The 14257-nt window shown below is 74.5% G+C and carries 15 protein-coding genes and 1 tRNA gene; 11 read left to right on the top strand and 5 right to left on the bottom strand.

All coding sequences use genetic code 11. The features are described from left to right. Positions 1 to 236: 236 nt before the first annotated feature. Positions 237 to 737, top strand: coding sequence for an SsgA family sporulation/cell division regulator (locus ACIOFR_RS11455; RefSeq protein WP_400995029.1), 501 nt, complete (start codon positions 237 to 239; stop codon positions 735 to 737). Positions 738 to 786: 49 nt separating this feature from the next. Here the strand turns inward: ACIOFR_RS11455 and ACIOFR_RS11450 are convergent, their stop codons facing one another. Then, complete coding sequence (locus ACIOFR_RS11450) at positions 787 to 2109, bottom strand: GAF domain-containing protein (RefSeq protein WP_400995026.1); 1323 nt, start codon at positions 2107 to 2109, stop codon at positions 787 to 789. A gap of 354 nt (positions 2110 to 2463) precedes the next feature. Here ACIOFR_RS11450 and ACIOFR_RS11445 point away from each other — a divergent pair, with 354 nt between their 5' ends. The 5 genes from ACIOFR_RS11445 to ACIOFR_RS11425 all read left to right on the top strand — a co-directional run bounded on the left by ACIOFR_RS11445 (position 2464) and on the right by ACIOFR_RS11425 (position 6145). Continuing rightward, entirely contained in the window at positions 2464 to 2976 is a 513-nt protein-coding gene (locus ACIOFR_RS11445) for a pyridoxamine 5'-phosphate oxidase family protein (RefSeq protein WP_400995024.1), read from the top strand. Positions 2977 to 3082: 106 nt separating this feature from the next. Continuing rightward, on the top strand, positions 3083 to 4204 hold the full coding sequence (locus ACIOFR_RS11440) for a TIGR03364 family FAD-dependent oxidoreductase (protein WP_400995022.1): 1122 nt from the start codon (positions 3083 to 3085) through the stop codon (positions 4202 to 4204). Between the two features lie 11 nt (positions 4205 to 4215). Continuing rightward, a complete protein-coding gene (locus ACIOFR_RS11435; RefSeq protein WP_400995019.1) occupies positions 4216 to 4896 on the top strand; it encodes a phosphonatase-like hydrolase in 681 nt (226 codons plus the stop codon). Between the two features lie 351 nt (positions 4897 to 5247). Beyond that, positions 5248 to 5934, top strand: coding sequence for a YdcF family protein (locus tag ACIOFR_RS11430; protein WP_400995016.1), 687 nt, complete (start codon positions 5248 to 5250; stop codon positions 5932 to 5934). A gap of 67 nt (positions 5935 to 6001) precedes the next feature. Beyond that, positions 6002 to 6145: a hypothetical protein gene (locus tag ACIOFR_RS11425; protein ID WP_400995014.1), complete on the top strand. Its 144-nt coding sequence runs from the start codon at positions 6002 to 6004 to the stop codon at positions 6143 to 6145. 140 nt (positions 6146 to 6285) lie between these two features. Here ACIOFR_RS11425 and ACIOFR_RS11420 read toward each other — a convergent pair whose 3' ends face one another. Then, positions 6286 to 6483 (bottom strand): hypothetical protein, encoded by a 198-nt coding sequence (locus ACIOFR_RS11420; RefSeq protein WP_400995011.1) that lies wholly within the window; start codon positions 6481 to 6483, stop codon positions 6286 to 6288. A gap of 158 nt (positions 6484 to 6641) precedes the next feature. On the opposite strand from ACIOFR_RS11420, the gene ACIOFR_RS11415 reads away from it, so the two are divergent. The 4 genes from ACIOFR_RS11415 (at position 6642) to ACIOFR_RS11400 (ending at position 9219) form a co-directional block, all read left to right on the top strand. Then, positions 6642 to 7544 (top strand): Scr1 family TA system antitoxin-like transcriptional regulator, encoded by a 903-nt coding sequence (locus ACIOFR_RS11415; protein ID WP_400995336.1) that lies wholly within the window; start codon positions 6642 to 6644, stop codon positions 7542 to 7544. After that, positions 7456 to 7647, top strand: coding sequence for a DUF397 domain-containing protein (locus ACIOFR_RS11410; protein WP_400995009.1), 192 nt, complete (start codon positions 7456 to 7458; stop codon positions 7645 to 7647). The genes ACIOFR_RS11415 and ACIOFR_RS11410 overlap by 89 nt, the downstream gene beginning before the upstream one ends. A 104-nt stretch (positions 7648 to 7751) precedes the next feature. Continuing rightward, positions 7752 to 8954 carry a glycoside hydrolase family 3 N-terminal domain-containing protein gene (locus ACIOFR_RS11405; RefSeq protein WP_400995007.1) on the top strand — a complete coding sequence of 401 codons (1203 nt, stop codon included), beginning with the start codon at positions 7752 to 7754 and terminating at the stop codon, positions 8952 to 8954. 189 nt (positions 8955 to 9143) lie between these two features. Then, a tRNA-Trp gene (locus tag ACIOFR_RS11400) sits at positions 9144 to 9219 on the top strand. A 27-nt stretch (positions 9220 to 9246) separates the two neighbouring features. Here ACIOFR_RS11400 and ACIOFR_RS11395 read toward each other — a convergent pair. Then, positions 9247 to 10434: a serpin family protein gene (locus ACIOFR_RS11395; RefSeq protein WP_400995005.1), complete on the bottom strand. Its 1188-nt coding sequence runs from the start codon at positions 10432 to 10434 to the stop codon at positions 9247 to 9249. A 102-nt stretch (positions 10435 to 10536) separates the two neighbouring features. Between ACIOFR_RS11395 and ACIOFR_RS11390 the strand changes: the two genes are divergently transcribed. Further along, complete coding sequence (locus tag ACIOFR_RS11390; RefSeq protein ID WP_400995003.1) at positions 10537 to 11193, top strand: class I SAM-dependent methyltransferase; 657 nt, start codon at positions 10537 to 10539, stop codon at positions 11191 to 11193. Between the two features lie 29 nt (positions 11194 to 11222). Here ACIOFR_RS11390 and ACIOFR_RS11385 read toward each other — a convergent pair whose 3' ends face one another. Continuing rightward, positions 11223 to 12179, bottom strand: a complete 957-nt coding sequence (locus ACIOFR_RS11385) for a bile acid:sodium symporter (protein ID WP_400995000.1) — start codon at positions 12177 to 12179, stop codon at positions 11223 to 11225. A 121-nt stretch (positions 12180 to 12300) separates the two neighbouring features. Beyond that, on the bottom strand, positions 12301 to 14256 hold the full coding sequence (locus tag ACIOFR_RS11380; protein ID WP_400994997.1) for a phosphocholine-specific phospholipase C: 1956 nt from the start codon (positions 14254 to 14256) through the stop codon (positions 12301 to 12303). Between the last annotated feature and the right edge of the window lies 1 nt (position 14257).

The following is a 14257-nucleotide window of genomic DNA, read 5'->3' as shown; positions in this document are numbered from 1 at the left end:
TCGCACGGGCGCCGGCCGCTGCGGCGGGTCCTAGAGATTACCAGCGGCCGGTGCACCCGCCGCCAGTCCCAGGAACCGCACCTTTCCCCCCATCCTAGTGACCTACGGTGCGCGGGAGTTGACGGAGTGTCCGGCGATCACCGGGGCCGGGGTCTGCAACCCCGTTGCAACCCTTGCCGTGGGCCCTTCGGTGGCGCACGCTGGCCTCTAACCCAGCCGCCCCGGAGAGACCGTCTATGCCGCGCGACCCGCTGTCCGCTCCCTCGAACCAGCCACTCGCCGCCACCCCCACGGGCGGCGAACCAGGCCGGGTCGCCGCCGTTCCACCGGTGGTCGAGGAGGTCCTGACGCTGCGGATCGCGTTGGACCAGGACCTGGTGGGTGAGGTGCGCACCAGGTTCCGGTACGAGGCCGAGCGCCCGTTCGAGGTGCGGCTCACCTTCCACCTGGGACGTCCCGACGAGGCGGACTGGGTCTTCTCGCGCGAGCTGCTGCGGGACGGTCTGGCCTCGCTCAGCGGTCAGGGCGACATCAAGCTGTGGCCCGCCTACTGTCCCTGTCACGGCTCCACGCTGCACCTCGCGCTGGACTCCCCGCACGGCAGCGCCCTGCTGGAAGCCTCCCGTCCGCACGTCAAGGCCTGGCTGGAGCGCACCTACGCCTGCGTGTCGGCCGAGGCCGAGGCGGTCTCCGGCCCGACGGACGAGCAGCTCGCGGCGCTGCTGGCCGGGAGCTGACGGGCCCGTCCGCCGTGCCGGCCGGAGCCGTGCGGCGCGTCGAGCCCGTTCAGCCGGGCAGCTCGAGGGTGCCGGCCGCCAGCGCGGCCCGGATCTCCCGCACCCCCGGCGCGTTCGAGCCGGGCAGCAGGTCGTACGGCTCGGCCGGGGCCCGCACGGACACCTCCGCCGCGCCCGTCAGCCGGTACGGCCGGTGTTCCAGCAGTCCGCCCAGGTGGCGCCGGAGCCGGGAGAGTTCGGCCCGCACCGTGACGGTCCTGGCCCGGTCGCCGAACAGCGCCCCGGCGAGGTCGGCGGCGCTCAGGCCGTTGCGGTGCACGGCCAGCAGCAGCAGGAGTTCGGCGTGCCGGGGGCTCGGCCCGTACGACCAGCTGCCGGCCGCCCCGGATACCCACAGCTCGGGCCGGTCGGGGCTGGTGAGGTCCAGTCGGACGCGGGCGCCCTCGGTCTGCTCGGCGAGGTCGGCGGGCGGACCGCCGACCGGGCGCACCAGCCAGCCGCCGGCCAGCGGCTCGACCCGGCACTCGCCGAGGCCGGGCAGCCGGTGGACGGCGGTGGTGCCCCAGCCGTCGGCGGGCAGGTGCAGCCGGGGCATGTTCGGCATGCCGCTGGCCGCGGCCGTCCAGCCGGTGTCGTCCACCACCAGGGCCGGGCCGGCGAACCTCGCGAGCAGCGGCGCCGCGACCGTGCGCAGCCGGTGCAACGACTCCAGGTGTCGGGCGCGCAGTTCGGTCTCGGCCAACCGGGCGGCGGTGAGGGTGAGTTGGAGCAGGTAGGGGGCGCCGGCGTGGGCCGGTCCGCTGAGGTCGATCACCCCGGTGAGGGCGCCGGTGCGGGGGTCGCGGACGGGGGCGGCGACGCAGGTCCAGGCGTGGTGGCTGCGCAGGTAGTGCTCGGCGGAGTGCACCTGGGTGGCCCGGCCGGTCCGGACGGCGAGGCCGATGCCGTTGGTGCCCACCTCGTCCTCGGCCCAGCGCGCGCCGTGCTCGAAGCCTATCGAGTCGGCACTGCGCAGCAGCGGGCGGTTGCCCTCGAGCCACAGCACGTGGCCCTCGGCGTCGGCGATGGCGAGCAGCAGCGGGGCGTCGCCGCCCGGGCGTATCAGGCAGTCCCGCAGCACCGGGAGGACCTGGTCCAGCCCGTTGTCGCGGCGCCGGTGCTCCAGCTCGGCCGGGGTGATCCGGCGGGCGTTGCGGCCGCGGTCCGGGTCGAGGCCCAGGCGCCGCAGTCGGGCCCAGGAGTCGCCGATCTCGGGACGCTGGTCCTCGAAGGGCAGCCGGCCGCCGGGCGTCTCGCCGTCGGTGCCGTCGGCCCGGCCGGTGCCGTCCGGGCCGTCCGGTCCGTCGCCACCCACGGGGGTGTCGCCGCCCATGGCGCGGTCGTAAGCCCGGACGAGTGCCGCGGTACCGCCCTGCGCTCGGTGGCCACGGGTGGGCCGATGGCTCCGGTGCACTTCGGTCCCCCTGGTCGTGCCGCGGTCATTGCCACACAGGGTACGACCGACTGGCCGGGACATGCCGAGTGAGGCGCAATCCGCTGTCCGGTGAGGGGTCCTGAGGGACACTGATCGGTTCACCCGGTGTTCGGACGGGCCGTCACGCCCGCGGGGCGGCGGGGCGCCACTTGTGTCCGCCCGTCCCGCGGCGGCAGCATGTGGCGAGGGCGGGCTGGGCGCCGTCCGGGCCCGCCGGTTCCCGTAGGTCACAGCAGTGCGGAGGGACGCACCATGCCGTACCGGCTCGAAGTCACCCAGGGCGACTGGCCCGCGGCCGAGCTCGGGAAGGGGGTGGAGGGCATCCTCGCGGAGAGCACCGTGCTCACCCTGGCCACGGCCGGCCACGAACTCGGCCCGCACGCCAACCTGGCCTTCTTCGCGTACGACGACGACCTCGTCCTGTACTTCGTGAGCGAGCGCGCGACCCGCCACAGCCTGCACCTGACGGAGGACGCCCGGGCCGCCGCGACGGTCTTCCTGCCGCCGCCGGCGTTCGGCGAGCAGCTGCGCGGGGTCCAGCTGGCGGGCAGCGCGGGGGAGGCCTGGGGGCGGCAGGCGGAGGCCGCGCTCGCGGCGTACCGGGCGCGCTTCCCGTCGTTCGGGCAGGACCCGGAGGTCCGGGACCGGCTCCTGGAGGGGCGGGGTGCGGCCGCCCTGTACCGCTTCCAGGTGGACGAGCTGACCGCCGTCGACGAGCCGCAGTTCGGGCGGCGCAACTACCTGCGGGCCACGGTGCTGCGCTGAGCGGCCCTGTCGCCGCCGGGTTGTCTGTACAACTTTTGCCAGGCGGTTCATGTCCCCGACCCCGGGCGGACGAACTCCCGTCACCTGGGCGCCCGAGCCTGGCCGCATGAGAGTCATCGTGGTAGGAGCGGGCGTACTCGGCACCATGCACGCCTGGCAGGCCGTCGAACGCGGCCATGAGGTCGTCCACATCGAGCGCGAGACGGAGGCCCGCGGCGCCTCCGTCCGCAACTTCGGCCTGGTCTGGGTCAGCGGCCGGGCCGGCGGCGAGGAACTCGCCACCGCGCTGCGCGCCCGCGAGCTGTGGGAGACCATCGGCGAGCGCGTCCCCGGACTGCACTTCCGGCCCAACGGCTCCCTCACCGTGGTCCGCACCGACGCCGAACTCGCCGTCGCCGAACAGGCCCTGAAGCTCCCCGACGCCGCCCTGCGCGGCTACCGGCTGCTCGACGCCGACGAGGTCCGGGCCGCCAACCCCGCCCTGCGCGGCGACTTCCTCGGCGGCCTGTGGTGCGAGCGCGACGCCGCCGTCGAACCCCGCCTCGCCCAGCCCGCCCTGCGCGCCGCCCTGGAGGCCTCCGGCCGCTACACCTTCGTCCCCGGCCGCGAGGTCAGGGAGGTGGTCGGCGGCCGCGCCGTCCGCGACGACCACGGCCGGCTGCACCAGGGCGACCTGGTCATCCTCTGCACCGGAGCCTGGCTCGGCGGCCTCGTCCGCGAACTCGCCCCCGAACTCCCCGTCCGCCGCGTGCGGCTGCAGATGATGCAGACCGACCCCCTGGACGAGCCGCTCACCACCTCCGTCGCCGACGGCGACAGCTTCCGCTACTACCCCGCCTTCGCCGGCCCCGCCCTGGAAGCCCTCAGGGCCGCCCAGCCGCAGCCGCCCGTCGCCGCCGAGCACAAGATGCAGCTGCTCATGGTCCAGCGGCAGCACGGCGGCCTCACCATCGGCGACACCCACGAGTACGACCAGCCCTTCGGCTTCGACGTCGACGAGGAGCCGTACGAGCACCTCACGACCGTCGCCGAACAGCTCCTCGGCCGCCCGCTGCCCCGGATCCGCCGCCGCTGGGCCGGCGTCTACGCCCAGTGCACCGACACCACCCGGGTCGTCCACCGCGAACAGCTCGCCGACGCCGTCTGGCTGGTCACCGGACCCGGCGGCCGCGGCATGACCTGCTCCCCGGCGATCGCCGAAACCACCGCCAACCTCGCCAACCTGTAAGGCAGTTGAACATGAGCAACGACATCCGCCTGGTCGTCCTCGACATGGCCGGCACCACCGTCGCCGACGACGGCCTGGTCGAGCGCGCCTTCGACGCCGCCGCCGCGGCCCTCGGCGTCCACGCCGGCACCGACGAACACGCCCGCATGCTGGAGCACGTCCGGGTCACCATGGGCGAGTCCAAGATCTCCGTCTTCCGCCACCTGTTCGGCGGCGACGAGGCCAAGGCCCGACAGGCCAACCTCGCCTTCGAGGCCGCCTACCACGACCTCGTCGACGCCGGACACTGCGCCGCCCTGCCCGGCGCCGCCGACGCCATCGAGCAGCTGCGCACCGCCGGCCGCACGGTCGTCCTCACCACCGGCTTCTCCCGCGCCACCCAGGACCGCATCCTCAAGGCCCTCGGCTGGCAGGACATCGCCGACCTCACCCTCTGCCCCGCCGAGGCCGGCCGCGGCCGCCCCTACCCCGACCTCGCGCTCACCGCCCTGCTGCGCACCGGCACCGAGTCCGTCCGGCAGATCGCGGTGGCCGGCGACACCGGCTACGACATGCTCACCGGCACCCGCGCCGGCGCCTCCGTCGTCGCCGGCGTCCTCACCGGCGCCCACGGCGAGGACCGCCTGCGCGCCGACGGCGCGACGCACGTGCTGCCCTCGATCGCCGAGCTGCCGGCCCTCCTCGCGGGCTGACACCCCGCACCCGCGGGGACGTCCGCAGGCACCCGGGGGCCTGCCCGCGGAACCGCGCCGGAATACGCGCAGCGGGGCCCGCACTTGGCCCGGGCGCGTCGGTCCTCCCGCATGCCACGTCCGGAGCGTGCAGGCCGGCGCGGCATACTGGGGTCTGCGCACGTCGGGGCGAACCGGTGCCTCTTCGGTGTCCAGGCCCCCCGGCGTCGCGGAAGCCCGTCCCGGTCGGTGCCCCTCGTGGGTGCGGGCCGGGGCGGGGCGGCCGTTCTATGCTGCCGGTGACCTGACGAATCGTCGGACGGCGGCCCCCACCGGTGGCGGCCGGTCCGGCCCGGAGCGGGAGGGGTCGGCGTGGCGGACGGCCTGCGGCTCGCCCTCACCGAACGGCAGTGCGGCGACGCCCGGCTGCTCTGGGAGTACCTCCGGCTCGGGCACCCGCCGCGCCCCTGCGACGCCGCGATCGTGCTCGGCAGCCACGACCTCGGGGTGCCCGTCCGGGCGGCCGAGCTGTATCGGCGGGGCCTCGCCCCGGTCCTGGTGTTCAGCGGCGGCGCCAACCGCACCAGGCCGGACCTGTTCCCCCGCGGCGAGGCCGTCCGCTTCGCCGAACGGGCCCGCGAGCTCGGCGTCCCCGACGAGGCGATCCTGCTGGAGCCGGAGGCCCGGCACACCGGCGAGAACATCGCCCTCTCCCGCCAGGTCCTGGCCGACGCCGGGGTGCGGGCCGTCCGCTCGGTGCTGCTGGTCTCGATGCCGTACATGGAGCGCCGCGCGTACGGGACCTGCCGCCGGCTGTGGCCGGAGGTCGAACCGGTCTGCGCCTCGGAGGACACCCCGCCGGACGCGTACGCGCGGGCCATCGGCGACCTGCGGCTGGTGGTGGAGAAGCTGGTCGGCACCCTGCAACGGGTCGTCGAGTACCCGGCCCGTGGCTTCGCCGTCGAGCAGCGCGTGCCGGAGCAGGTCCGGGCGGCGTACCGGCGGCTGGTCGGGGACGGGTTCACCGGCTGGCTCATCCCGGAACGGACGCCGTCGTAGTGGTCAACTGCTCTCAATCAGAGCAAATCTGACGATCCATCGGAGCTGGTGGCGTAGGCTCGCCCGCATGAGACAACGGATACCGCGCTGGGCCTGGTGGGCATTCGGGGTCACCGCCGTCGTGCTCTACCTGGCCACCGACTGGGCCGACGGAGTCTTCGAGGACGAGACCGCGGGGGGCCAGCTCGGCTGGTACGAGACCAGCCCCTGACCCCCGCAGATGGACGAGCGCCCGGCGCACCGCCGCCGCCTCGGTCGCCGGCATCCCCGACTCGGCGCCGCGCGCAGTGCCGTCGGCCGGCTCGCCCAGGCGGCCGAACCCGTGCACGGCCACGGACCGGCAGGCCGGGCTCATCCGGCGTCCCCGCGCGGCGCGAGCCGCACGTCCCCCGGGTCGACGTCCCACTCGTACCCGCCGCCGCGCGGACGCAGCCACCACCGGCCGTCCTGGACGTCCCGGAACTCGCCCACCCGGCCCGTCCTCGTGTCGACCAGGAGCAGGCCGATCTCCGGTGCGAAGGGAATCCCCGGCTCGTCGGTGTCGTGCATCGTGCCGCCGTCCTTCCGTCGGACCGCTCGCGCGGTCCTCACTTTCCGTACCCCAAGCGTCGCCCGACGGAGCTACCATGCACAGCAGGTCGGGGCTTACGCCTGGCTCCGTAAGGAGAAGTGATCTTTTGGGCAACGAAGTTGACCCCTCGTCGTCCATGGCCGCGCTCTTCGGCGCCCGGGTCCGCAGGCTGCGGCTCGCCGCCGGCCTGACCCAGGCCGAGCTGGGGGAGCGGACCTTCACCCACAGCACCCGCATCAACCAGATCGAGCGCACCACCGGCCACCGGCCGACGCTGGACCTGGCCAGGGCGCTCGACAACGCCCTCGGGGCCGACGGCCTCTTCGCGGACCTGTGGCAGCACGTGAACCGGGAGAGCTTCCCCGACTGGTCGCGCGCGTTCATGGACCGCGAGGCTCGGGCGACGGAGATCCGTACCTACATGGTGCAGACCGTGCACGGACTGCTCCAGACCAGGGCCTACGCCCGCGCGATCCTCAGCATCGGCAAATCACTGCGGACCGAGGAACAGCTGGCCGAGCGGCTCGACGCACGCATGGGCCGACAGGACCGGCTCGTCGGGCCGGACGCCCCGGAGCTGTGGGTCGTCCTGGACGAGGCCGTCCTGCTGCGGCCTGTGGGTGGCGTGGAAGTGATGCGCGAGCAACTGGCCCACCTCCTGGCCGTCGCCCGGAACCCGCTGGTGACGATCCAGGTGCTGCCGTTCGACCAGGGGGAGCACCGGGCGATGGGCGGCTCGCTCACCGTCCTCGTCCTGTCCGACGGGACGGAGGCCGCCTACACCGAGGGCGCTGACCACGGCCGGCTGATCGAGGATCCGACCGAGGTCGAGCCCTACTCGGTGACCTACGATCGGCTCAGGGCGCTCGCCCTGCCGCCCAACCTGTCGCTCAGCATGATCCGATCTGTGATGGAGGGGACGTACCGTGCTTCCCGATCTGCGCGTCGCCGTGTGGCGCAAGTCCAGCTACAGCAATCAGGAGGGCGGGGAGTGCGTGGAGGTGGCCGACGGCTTCCCGGCGGTGGTGCCCGTACGTGACAGCAAGGACCCGGACGGGCCGGTGCTGCTGTTCCCGGCCGGGGCCTGGCAGCGGTTCGTGACGGCCGCTGCGCGCGGCGCCTACGGCGGGGTCCGGCCGTAGGCCCTAGCGTCCGTTTGCCCCTGCGCGGCGTCTGCCTCGGACGTTCGAATCGTGCTTAACCTACGAAAAGCCCGGTTTCGGACGGAACAGAGAGGGGAGAGGCCGTGAATGCGCGCCTGCTTGCGGCGGCCGTCGGTCTGCTGATGCTGTCGGCCTGCTCCTCGGCCCCGCCCAGGGCCCAGCAGTCGCCGACCGTGAGCCCGACGCCGAGCGGGAGCTCCACGCCGAGCCCCACCCCGACACCGAGTCCGACGCCCAGCCCGACGCCCACCCCGACCCCGACCCCCAGCCCGTCCGCCGAACCGACCTCCGCCCAGCTCGCCGGGCGCCGCGTCGTCTACTCGTACCCGGGGCTGACCCCGCCGGCCACGCTGCTCCAGGCGATCCGCGAGGGGCGGGTGGCCGGGGTGGTGTTCTTCGGGGAGAACGTCTCCAGCACCACCCAGCTGAAGGCCGCCGTCGAGCAGCTGCGGGCGGCGCAGCGGCAGAGCCCGGTGAAGGAGCCGCTGCTGCTGATGACCGACCAGGAGGGCGGCCAGATCAAGCGGCTGCCCGGTGCGCCGGTGCCGTCGGCCAAGGAGATCGGCCACTCGCCCGACCCGGCCGCGGCGGCCGCCACCGCGGGCGGCGGCGCGGGCAGGAACCTCGCCGGCCTCGGGCTGAACGTCAACCTGGCGCCCGTCCTCGACGTGTACGACAAGCCGGGCAACTTCATCGACGCGACGGGCCGCTCGTACAGCAGCAACCCGAGGACGGTCGGCACGCTCGGGACGGCGTTCATCACCGCCCAGCAGAAGGCCGGGGTGGCGGCCACCGCCAAGCACTTCCCCGGGCTCGGCTCGGCGCCCGCCGGCAAGAACACCGACCTCGGCCCGGTCACCCTGCCGATCTCGCTGAAGACGCTGCGGGACGTGGACGAGGTGCCGTACCCGCCCGCGATCGCCGCCGGGGTCAAGCTGATCATGCTGTCCTGGGCGGTCTACCCCGCGCTGGACCCGGGCCGCCCGGCCGGTCTGTCGTCCACCGTCGTCCAGCAGGAACTCCGCGGCCGGCTCGGCTACCAGGGCGTCACCGTCACCGACGCGATCGAGGCGGGCGCGCTGAACGCCTACGGCAACGCCGGTCAGCGCTCGGTCGCCGCGGCCGGCGCCGGGATGGACCTGCTGCTCTGCTCGGCCCGCAGTGTCGCCCAGGGCGACCAGGCGGCGGCCGCCCTCGCCCAGGCGCTGGACTCCGGGAGCCTCGACCGGGCCGCCTTCACCGCCGCCGCCGACCGGGTCACCGCCCTGCGGGCGGGCCTGCACTGACGGCACGCCCGTTCCGAGCGGACGGGCCGGTCAGCCGGTCGGCCCCCGGGGCCCGCGATATTCGCTCGCGCCGCCGACCGCCCGTTTCCTACGATCGGGTCACCACCAAGCGTTGAGCGCTGGGACGCAAGCGGGGCTGTAACCCCTGCTCCCTCCGGGATGGCGAGGTTCGATTCCTCGGCAACGCACTGGTCCGTAGCTCAGTCGGTAGAGCAGCCGTCTCCAAAGCGGCGTGTCGCAGGTTCGAGTCCTGCCGGGTCAGCCACTGTCACCACCACCGCCATCACGGCGGTCACGACCACTGGTCCTGCGGCTCGTCGGGCTGCTCGACCCAGCCCGCCGTGAGGACCAGGCGGGAGGTGCGGTGCACGGCGAGGAAGCCGAACGGCCGGTCGACCGTGAAGCGCACCGCGCGGACCACGTACGGCAGCCACGCCGCGCTGCCCGCCGCCGCGGCGACCGCCGAGACCGCCGCCGCGCGGAAGCCGGTCGCCCCGAAGGTGGCCGTCGCGGACTGGGCCGCGGACTGCACGGCCAGCGGGAAGCCCGGGGTGATGCCCGGGAAGTGTCCCCGGCTGTCGTCGGAGGCCGTCGCGAGGCCGAAACAGGCGGCGTCCTCCAGCAGTTGGTGGTGGGCCGCGACGGTGAAGCCGGGGGTCAGGACGGTCAGGGTGGACTCGGGCTCGTAGCTCCCCTCCCGCCGCACCTGGACGCCCGGGCCCGGACTCCCGTACGGCAGCACGTCGCCGGACACCCGGGGGTACCGGCGGTGGAGGAGGTCGATCCCGGCCGTGAGGACGTCCCCCGGGCGGGCCGGCTCCTCGCCGAGCAGCAGGTGGACGTCGATGCCACCGGTACCGAGGACCCGCAGCTCGGACACCGTGCCCGCGGCGGTGTCGGCGACGCCGAGGCGGTCGAGGAGCGCGGTGGTGCGGCCCAGGGCCGCGAGCTGACGGTCGGACCACGGACCCGTCGCGGGCCACAGCGTCGCCGGGAAGAACCGCCGGATCCACTCGGTGCGGACGGCGAGGGCGCCGGCCAGCACCAGTCGGGTGCTCTCGTCGACGGTCACGGGGAAGCGGTCGATCCGACCGTCGGTGTGCCGGGCCGCCCAGGCGTCCAGGTGCCGCTGGGGGTCGACCTCGGCGATCCGCTGGTGGACGTGGGCGGGCAGCCGAGCCGTCCAGTCGGGGGAGACCGCCAGGTCGGGGCGGGTCCACAGGCCGATCGCCGCGGCCGTGCCGGGGAGGCCGCCCAGGGCGGTGAGCAGGTCGTGGGCATGGCGCGCGGCGTCCTCGGCGGGTATTCCGACGGCGTCGGCCAGCTCCTTGCGGGCCGCGCCCTCGGCGCCGTCCGCGAGCGCGGCGAGCAGCGGCCACAGGCCGGCGGCCGAGAAGACCGTCCCGCCGCTGGTAGCGGCGCTCCGGGCCCAGCGGGCCGTCAGCGCGTTGACGGCGCGTACTGCGGTGTCAGACAGCATGGTTCCCCCACCTCTGGTGTTCCGAACGGCCGAGACTACGGCCGCCGGGTGGTGCGCCGCGACGTGGTTCCGGGTGTCGGTGGCGGCTGCCAGGATGGTCCGATGACCGACCCCGCCGCCGCCATCGCCGCGTACTGGGACGCCGCCGCGCCCGCCTTCGACGACGAACCCGACCACGGCCTGCGGGCCGCGGCCACCCGAGCCGCCTGGGCCCGGCTGCTCGACGCCTGGGCACCGGCCGGTCCGGCCGACGTCCTCGACGTGGGCTGCGGCACCGGCTCGCTCTCGCTGCTGCTCGCCACGGCGGGGCACCGGGTGACCGGGGTCGACCTGGCGCCGCGGATGGTGGAGCGGGCCCGTGCCAAGCTGGCGGCCACCGGGCTGCCGGGACGGTTCCTGGTCGGCGACGCGGCCGCGCCGCCCACCGGCGAGGAAGCGTTCGACCTGGTGCTCTGCCGCCACCTGGTGTGGACGCTTCCCGACCCGGTCGCCGCGCTGCGCGGCTGGGTCGGGCGGCTGCGGCCCGGCGGCCGGCTGGTCCTGGTCGAGGGCCGCTGGCGGGAGTCCGGGCAGGCCGCGGCGCCGTACGTGGCCGGGGCCGAGTCGCTCCCGTGGAACGGCGGGATCACCGCGGACGACCTGGCCGCCGCCGTGCGGCCGCTGGTTCGGGAGCTGCGGACCGAACCGCTCGGCGGCGTCGTCGACCTGTGGGGCGGCCCGGTGCCGGACGAGCGGTACGCGCTGATCGCCGACGTCTGACGGTCCCGCTGGTCCGTTGCGACGCGCCCCTAGGGGGTGGTGGCCCGGGCACCCGGGACGAGCCGGGGCACGAGGCGCACGTAGGCCACCATGCCGAGGACCTCGACCAGGGTCTGGGTCACCACCACGACCGCCGCCACCGCGAGGTCACCGGGGAGGGCGAGGGCGAGCGGGAGGACGACCAGCGAGTTGCGGGTGGCGCCGGTGAAGACGACGGCGCGGGCGGCGGGGGAGCCGAGGCGGAACAGGCGGGCCACCGCGCGGCCGGCGAAGGCCATCACCAGCAGGAACAGGACGTAGCAGGGGATCACCGCGGCCACGTCGCCCAGGCTGCCGCCGAGCCGGGGGACCTGGGAGGCGACCACGACCAGCAGGGTGGCCGCCATCAGCGGGACCATCGTGGTGCCCGCCGCTTCGGTGGCCCGCCGTCCGGTCGGGCGCCGGGCCGCCCAGGCCTGACAGGCCCAGGCCACGGCGAGCGGCGCGGCGATCAGGGTGGCGAAGGCCGTCAGGAACGGGCCGACGGCCACCACCTCGTCCAGCCCGGGGCCGAGGAACAGGCGCAGGAACACCGGCAGCAGTGCCAGCTGCACCACCAGCAGGACCGGGGTGACGGCCAGCAGCCGGCGGTGGTCGGCGCCGGCCAGACCGCTGAACACGATCACGTAGTCCACACAGGGGCACAGCAGCACCAGCAGCACCCCGAGCCGCACCGCCCGGTCGTCCGGCAGGAACGGGAACATCGCGGCCACCACCACCGGGACGACCGCGAAGTTCACCACCAGGACGGCGGCCGGGAAACGGCCCCCGCGCAGCGAGCGGAGCAACTCGGCCGCCGGCACCTGGAGGAAGGTCACGAACAGCAGGGCGGCCAGCAACGGGTTGACCGCCTGCTCCAGCCCCGGCCCCGCGGCCGGCACGGCCAGGCCGAGGGCGGCCCCGGCGGCCAGCGCGCCGAGGTAGACGGCGACCTGGTGGTGTTCCATCCGCTCGACCAGATGCCGCCCCACCGCGACCGTCCCTCCGCCCGTACACCGCCGACCTGCGGCGATCCTACGGGCAGGCACCCCCGCCACCGTCGGGCGGCGGGGGCGTCGGGAGTACCCGTCAGTGCACGGTGCCCGCGTAGCGGCGGGTGAAGCGGGTGCCGGTGGCGGCTGTGACGGTGATGTCGTAGCGGCCCTGGTTGAGCGGCCAGTCCACGATGGCCGAGGAGTTGGGGGCGGCCCAGACGGTCTTCGGCTGGCCGCCGAAGTCGTTGGGGGTGACGGTGAAGGAGACGGCCGTCGCGCCGCCGTTGGACAGTCGCAGGCAGACCTTGCCGCTCCGCACGGTCGCGGTGACGGCGGGCACCGGTATGTCGTCCTGGCCGGCGCGGACCACCGAGCCGGCGAACCGGCGGACGAAGCCGTCGGGGCCGTGGACGGTGAAGTCGTAGCGGCCGTCGGTCGCCGCGGCGTCCCAGGTGTACGTCTTCGTGGCGCCCGGGGCCACCGTGTACGGCGTGCCCGCGAAGGCGTACACGATGTTCGGGTACACGGTGTACGGGAAGGCCACCGTGCCGGTGTTGGTGAGGGTGCAGGTGACGGCGCCGGTGGTGCGGTCGACGGTGACGTCCGCGCCGGGGGCGTAGGGCAGTCTGCGGTGGGGGCGCTCGCCGGGCTCCTGCGGCGGCAGCGCCTGGGCGCCGACGGCGGGGAGCTTGACGGCGGGCAGGCTCGCGTTGGCGTCGGCCTTGGCCATCAGGGCGACGGTGTCGGGCAGGGCCGGGACGGAGTGGTCCGGCGCGGTGAAGTCGAAGCAGCTGGTCAGGTCGCCGCAGACGGCCCGGCGCCAGGCGGAGATGTTCGGTTCCTGGACGCCGGTCACCACCTCCAGGAAGCGCAGCACCGAGGTGTGGTCGAACACCTGGGAGTTGACGTACCCGCCGCGGGACCAGGGGGAGGCGACCCACAGCGGGACCCGGTTGCCGAGGCCGATCGCCCGGCCCTGGGTGTACTCCTCGGGGGTGCCGGGTTCGGGGGTGGGTGGGACCATGTGGTCGAAGTAGCCGTCGTTCTCGTCGTACATGACCAGGAAGACGGTGTGCTGCCAGACGTCCGGGTTGGACATCAGCGACTTGAGGGCGGTGTCCACCCAGTACGCGCCGTAGTCGGGGCTGGCGTTGGGGTGTTCGCAGAAGAGGTACGGCGCGACCAGCCAGGAGACCGTCGGCAGGGTGCCGTCCTTGCAGTGCCGGTCGAACGCCGCGGGGTCGAACTTGGTCATCGCGTTGACGTAGCGCGGGTCGGTGGCGGGGAAGTTGTGGAACTGCTTGAAGTACGACAGCGCGTTGTCGTCGTAGTCGCCGGTGCGGTCGTCCTTGCTGGGGTTGTGGTAGACCCGCCAGCTCACGCCCGCGGCCTGGAGCCGTTCCGCGTAGGTGGTCCAGTCGGCGACGGGGTTGTCGGTGACCGGGGTGTTGTCGATCCACGGGCCGGTGGTGCCGTCCCGGCCGGGGCCGCTGGTGCCGGTCCAGAGGTAGAGGCGGTTGGGGTCGGTCGGCCCGGCGAGCGAGCAGAAGTAGGCGTCGCAGAGGGTGAAGGCGTCGGCCAGCGCGTACTGGTAGGGGATGTCGGCGCGGGTGAAGTACCCCATGGTGCGCTCGCCCTTGGCGGCGATCCACTTGTTCATGGCGCCGTTGTTGACGGCCTGGTGGCCGGTGGCCCAGTCGTGGGCGAGGCCGGCCGCGTTCTGGGCGTTGTACTTGGTGGTGTCCATCCGGTACGGCAGCATCACGCCGCCGTCGCTGCGTCCGGCGTCGGGCTGGCGGAACACGTTGCCGCCGTCGGGGAACTGCAGGGCCTGCCTGTCGCCGAAGCCGCGGACGCCGTTGAGGGTGCCGAAGTAGTGGTCGAAGGAACGGTTCTCCTGCATGAGGATCACCACGTGCTTCACGTCGGCCACGGTGCCGGTGGCGGCCGGGGCCGCGGCCGCGGCGGTGTCCGGCAGGCCGACCACGGCGGCCGCGCCGGCGGCGGCGGTCGCCGAGACGAAGGTGCGGCGGCTGAGCTGGGGGGTCATC

The sequence above is a fragment of the Kitasatospora sp. NPDC088346 genome (assembly GCF_044740765.1).
Classification (GTDB): domain Bacteria; phylum Actinomycetota; class Actinomycetes; order Streptomycetales; family Streptomycetaceae; genus Kitasatospora.
This window is presented reverse-complemented; position numbering and strand designations above follow the sequence as displayed.

What these genes read in the sequence shown, in the direction of transcription:
- ACIOFR_RS11455 (WP_400995029.1), top strand. Translation starts at nt 237, where the DNA reads ATGCCGCGCGACCCGCTGTCCGCTCCCTCGAACCAGCCACTCGCCGCC.
- ACIOFR_RS11450 (WP_400995026.1), bottom strand. Translation starts at nt 2,109, where the DNA reads ATGGGCGGCGACACCCCCGTGGGTGGCGACGGACCGGACGGCCCGGAC.
- ACIOFR_RS11445 (WP_400995024.1), top strand. Translation starts at nt 2,464, where the DNA reads ATGCCGTACCGGCTCGAAGTCACCCAGGGCGACTGGCCCGCGGCCGAG.
- ACIOFR_RS11440 (WP_400995022.1), top strand. Translation starts at nt 3,083, where the DNA reads ATGAGAGTCATCGTGGTAGGAGCGGGCGTACTCGGCACCATGCACGCC.
- ACIOFR_RS11435 (WP_400995019.1), top strand. Translation starts at nt 4,216, where the DNA reads ATGAGCAACGACATCCGCCTGGTCGTCCTCGACATGGCCGGCACCACC.
- ACIOFR_RS11425 (WP_400995014.1), top strand. Translation starts at nt 6,002, where the DNA reads ATGAGACAACGGATACCGCGCTGGGCCTGGTGGGCATTCGGGGTCACC.
- ACIOFR_RS11420 (WP_400995011.1), bottom strand. Translation starts at nt 6,483, where the DNA reads ATGCACGACACCGACGAGCCGGGGATTCCCTTCGCACCGGAGATCGGC.
- ACIOFR_RS11415 (WP_400995336.1), top strand. Translation starts at nt 6,642, where the DNA reads ATGGCCGCGCTCTTCGGCGCCCGGGTCCGCAGGCTGCGGCTCGCCGCC.
- ACIOFR_RS11395 (WP_400995005.1), bottom strand. Translation starts at nt 10,434, where the DNA reads ATGCTGTCTGACACCGCAGTACGCGCCGTCAACGCGCTGACGGCCCGC.
- ACIOFR_RS11390 (WP_400995003.1), top strand. Translation starts at nt 10,537, where the DNA reads ATGACCGACCCCGCCGCCGCCATCGCCGCGTACTGGGACGCCGCCGCG.
- ACIOFR_RS11385 (WP_400995000.1), bottom strand. Translation starts at nt 12,179, where the DNA reads ATGGAACACCACCAGGTCGCCGTCTACCTCGGCGCGCTGGCCGCCGGG.
- ACIOFR_RS11380 (WP_400994997.1), bottom strand. Translation starts at nt 14,256, where the DNA reads ATGACCCCCCAGCTCAGCCGCCGCACCTTCGTCTCGGCGACCGCCGCC.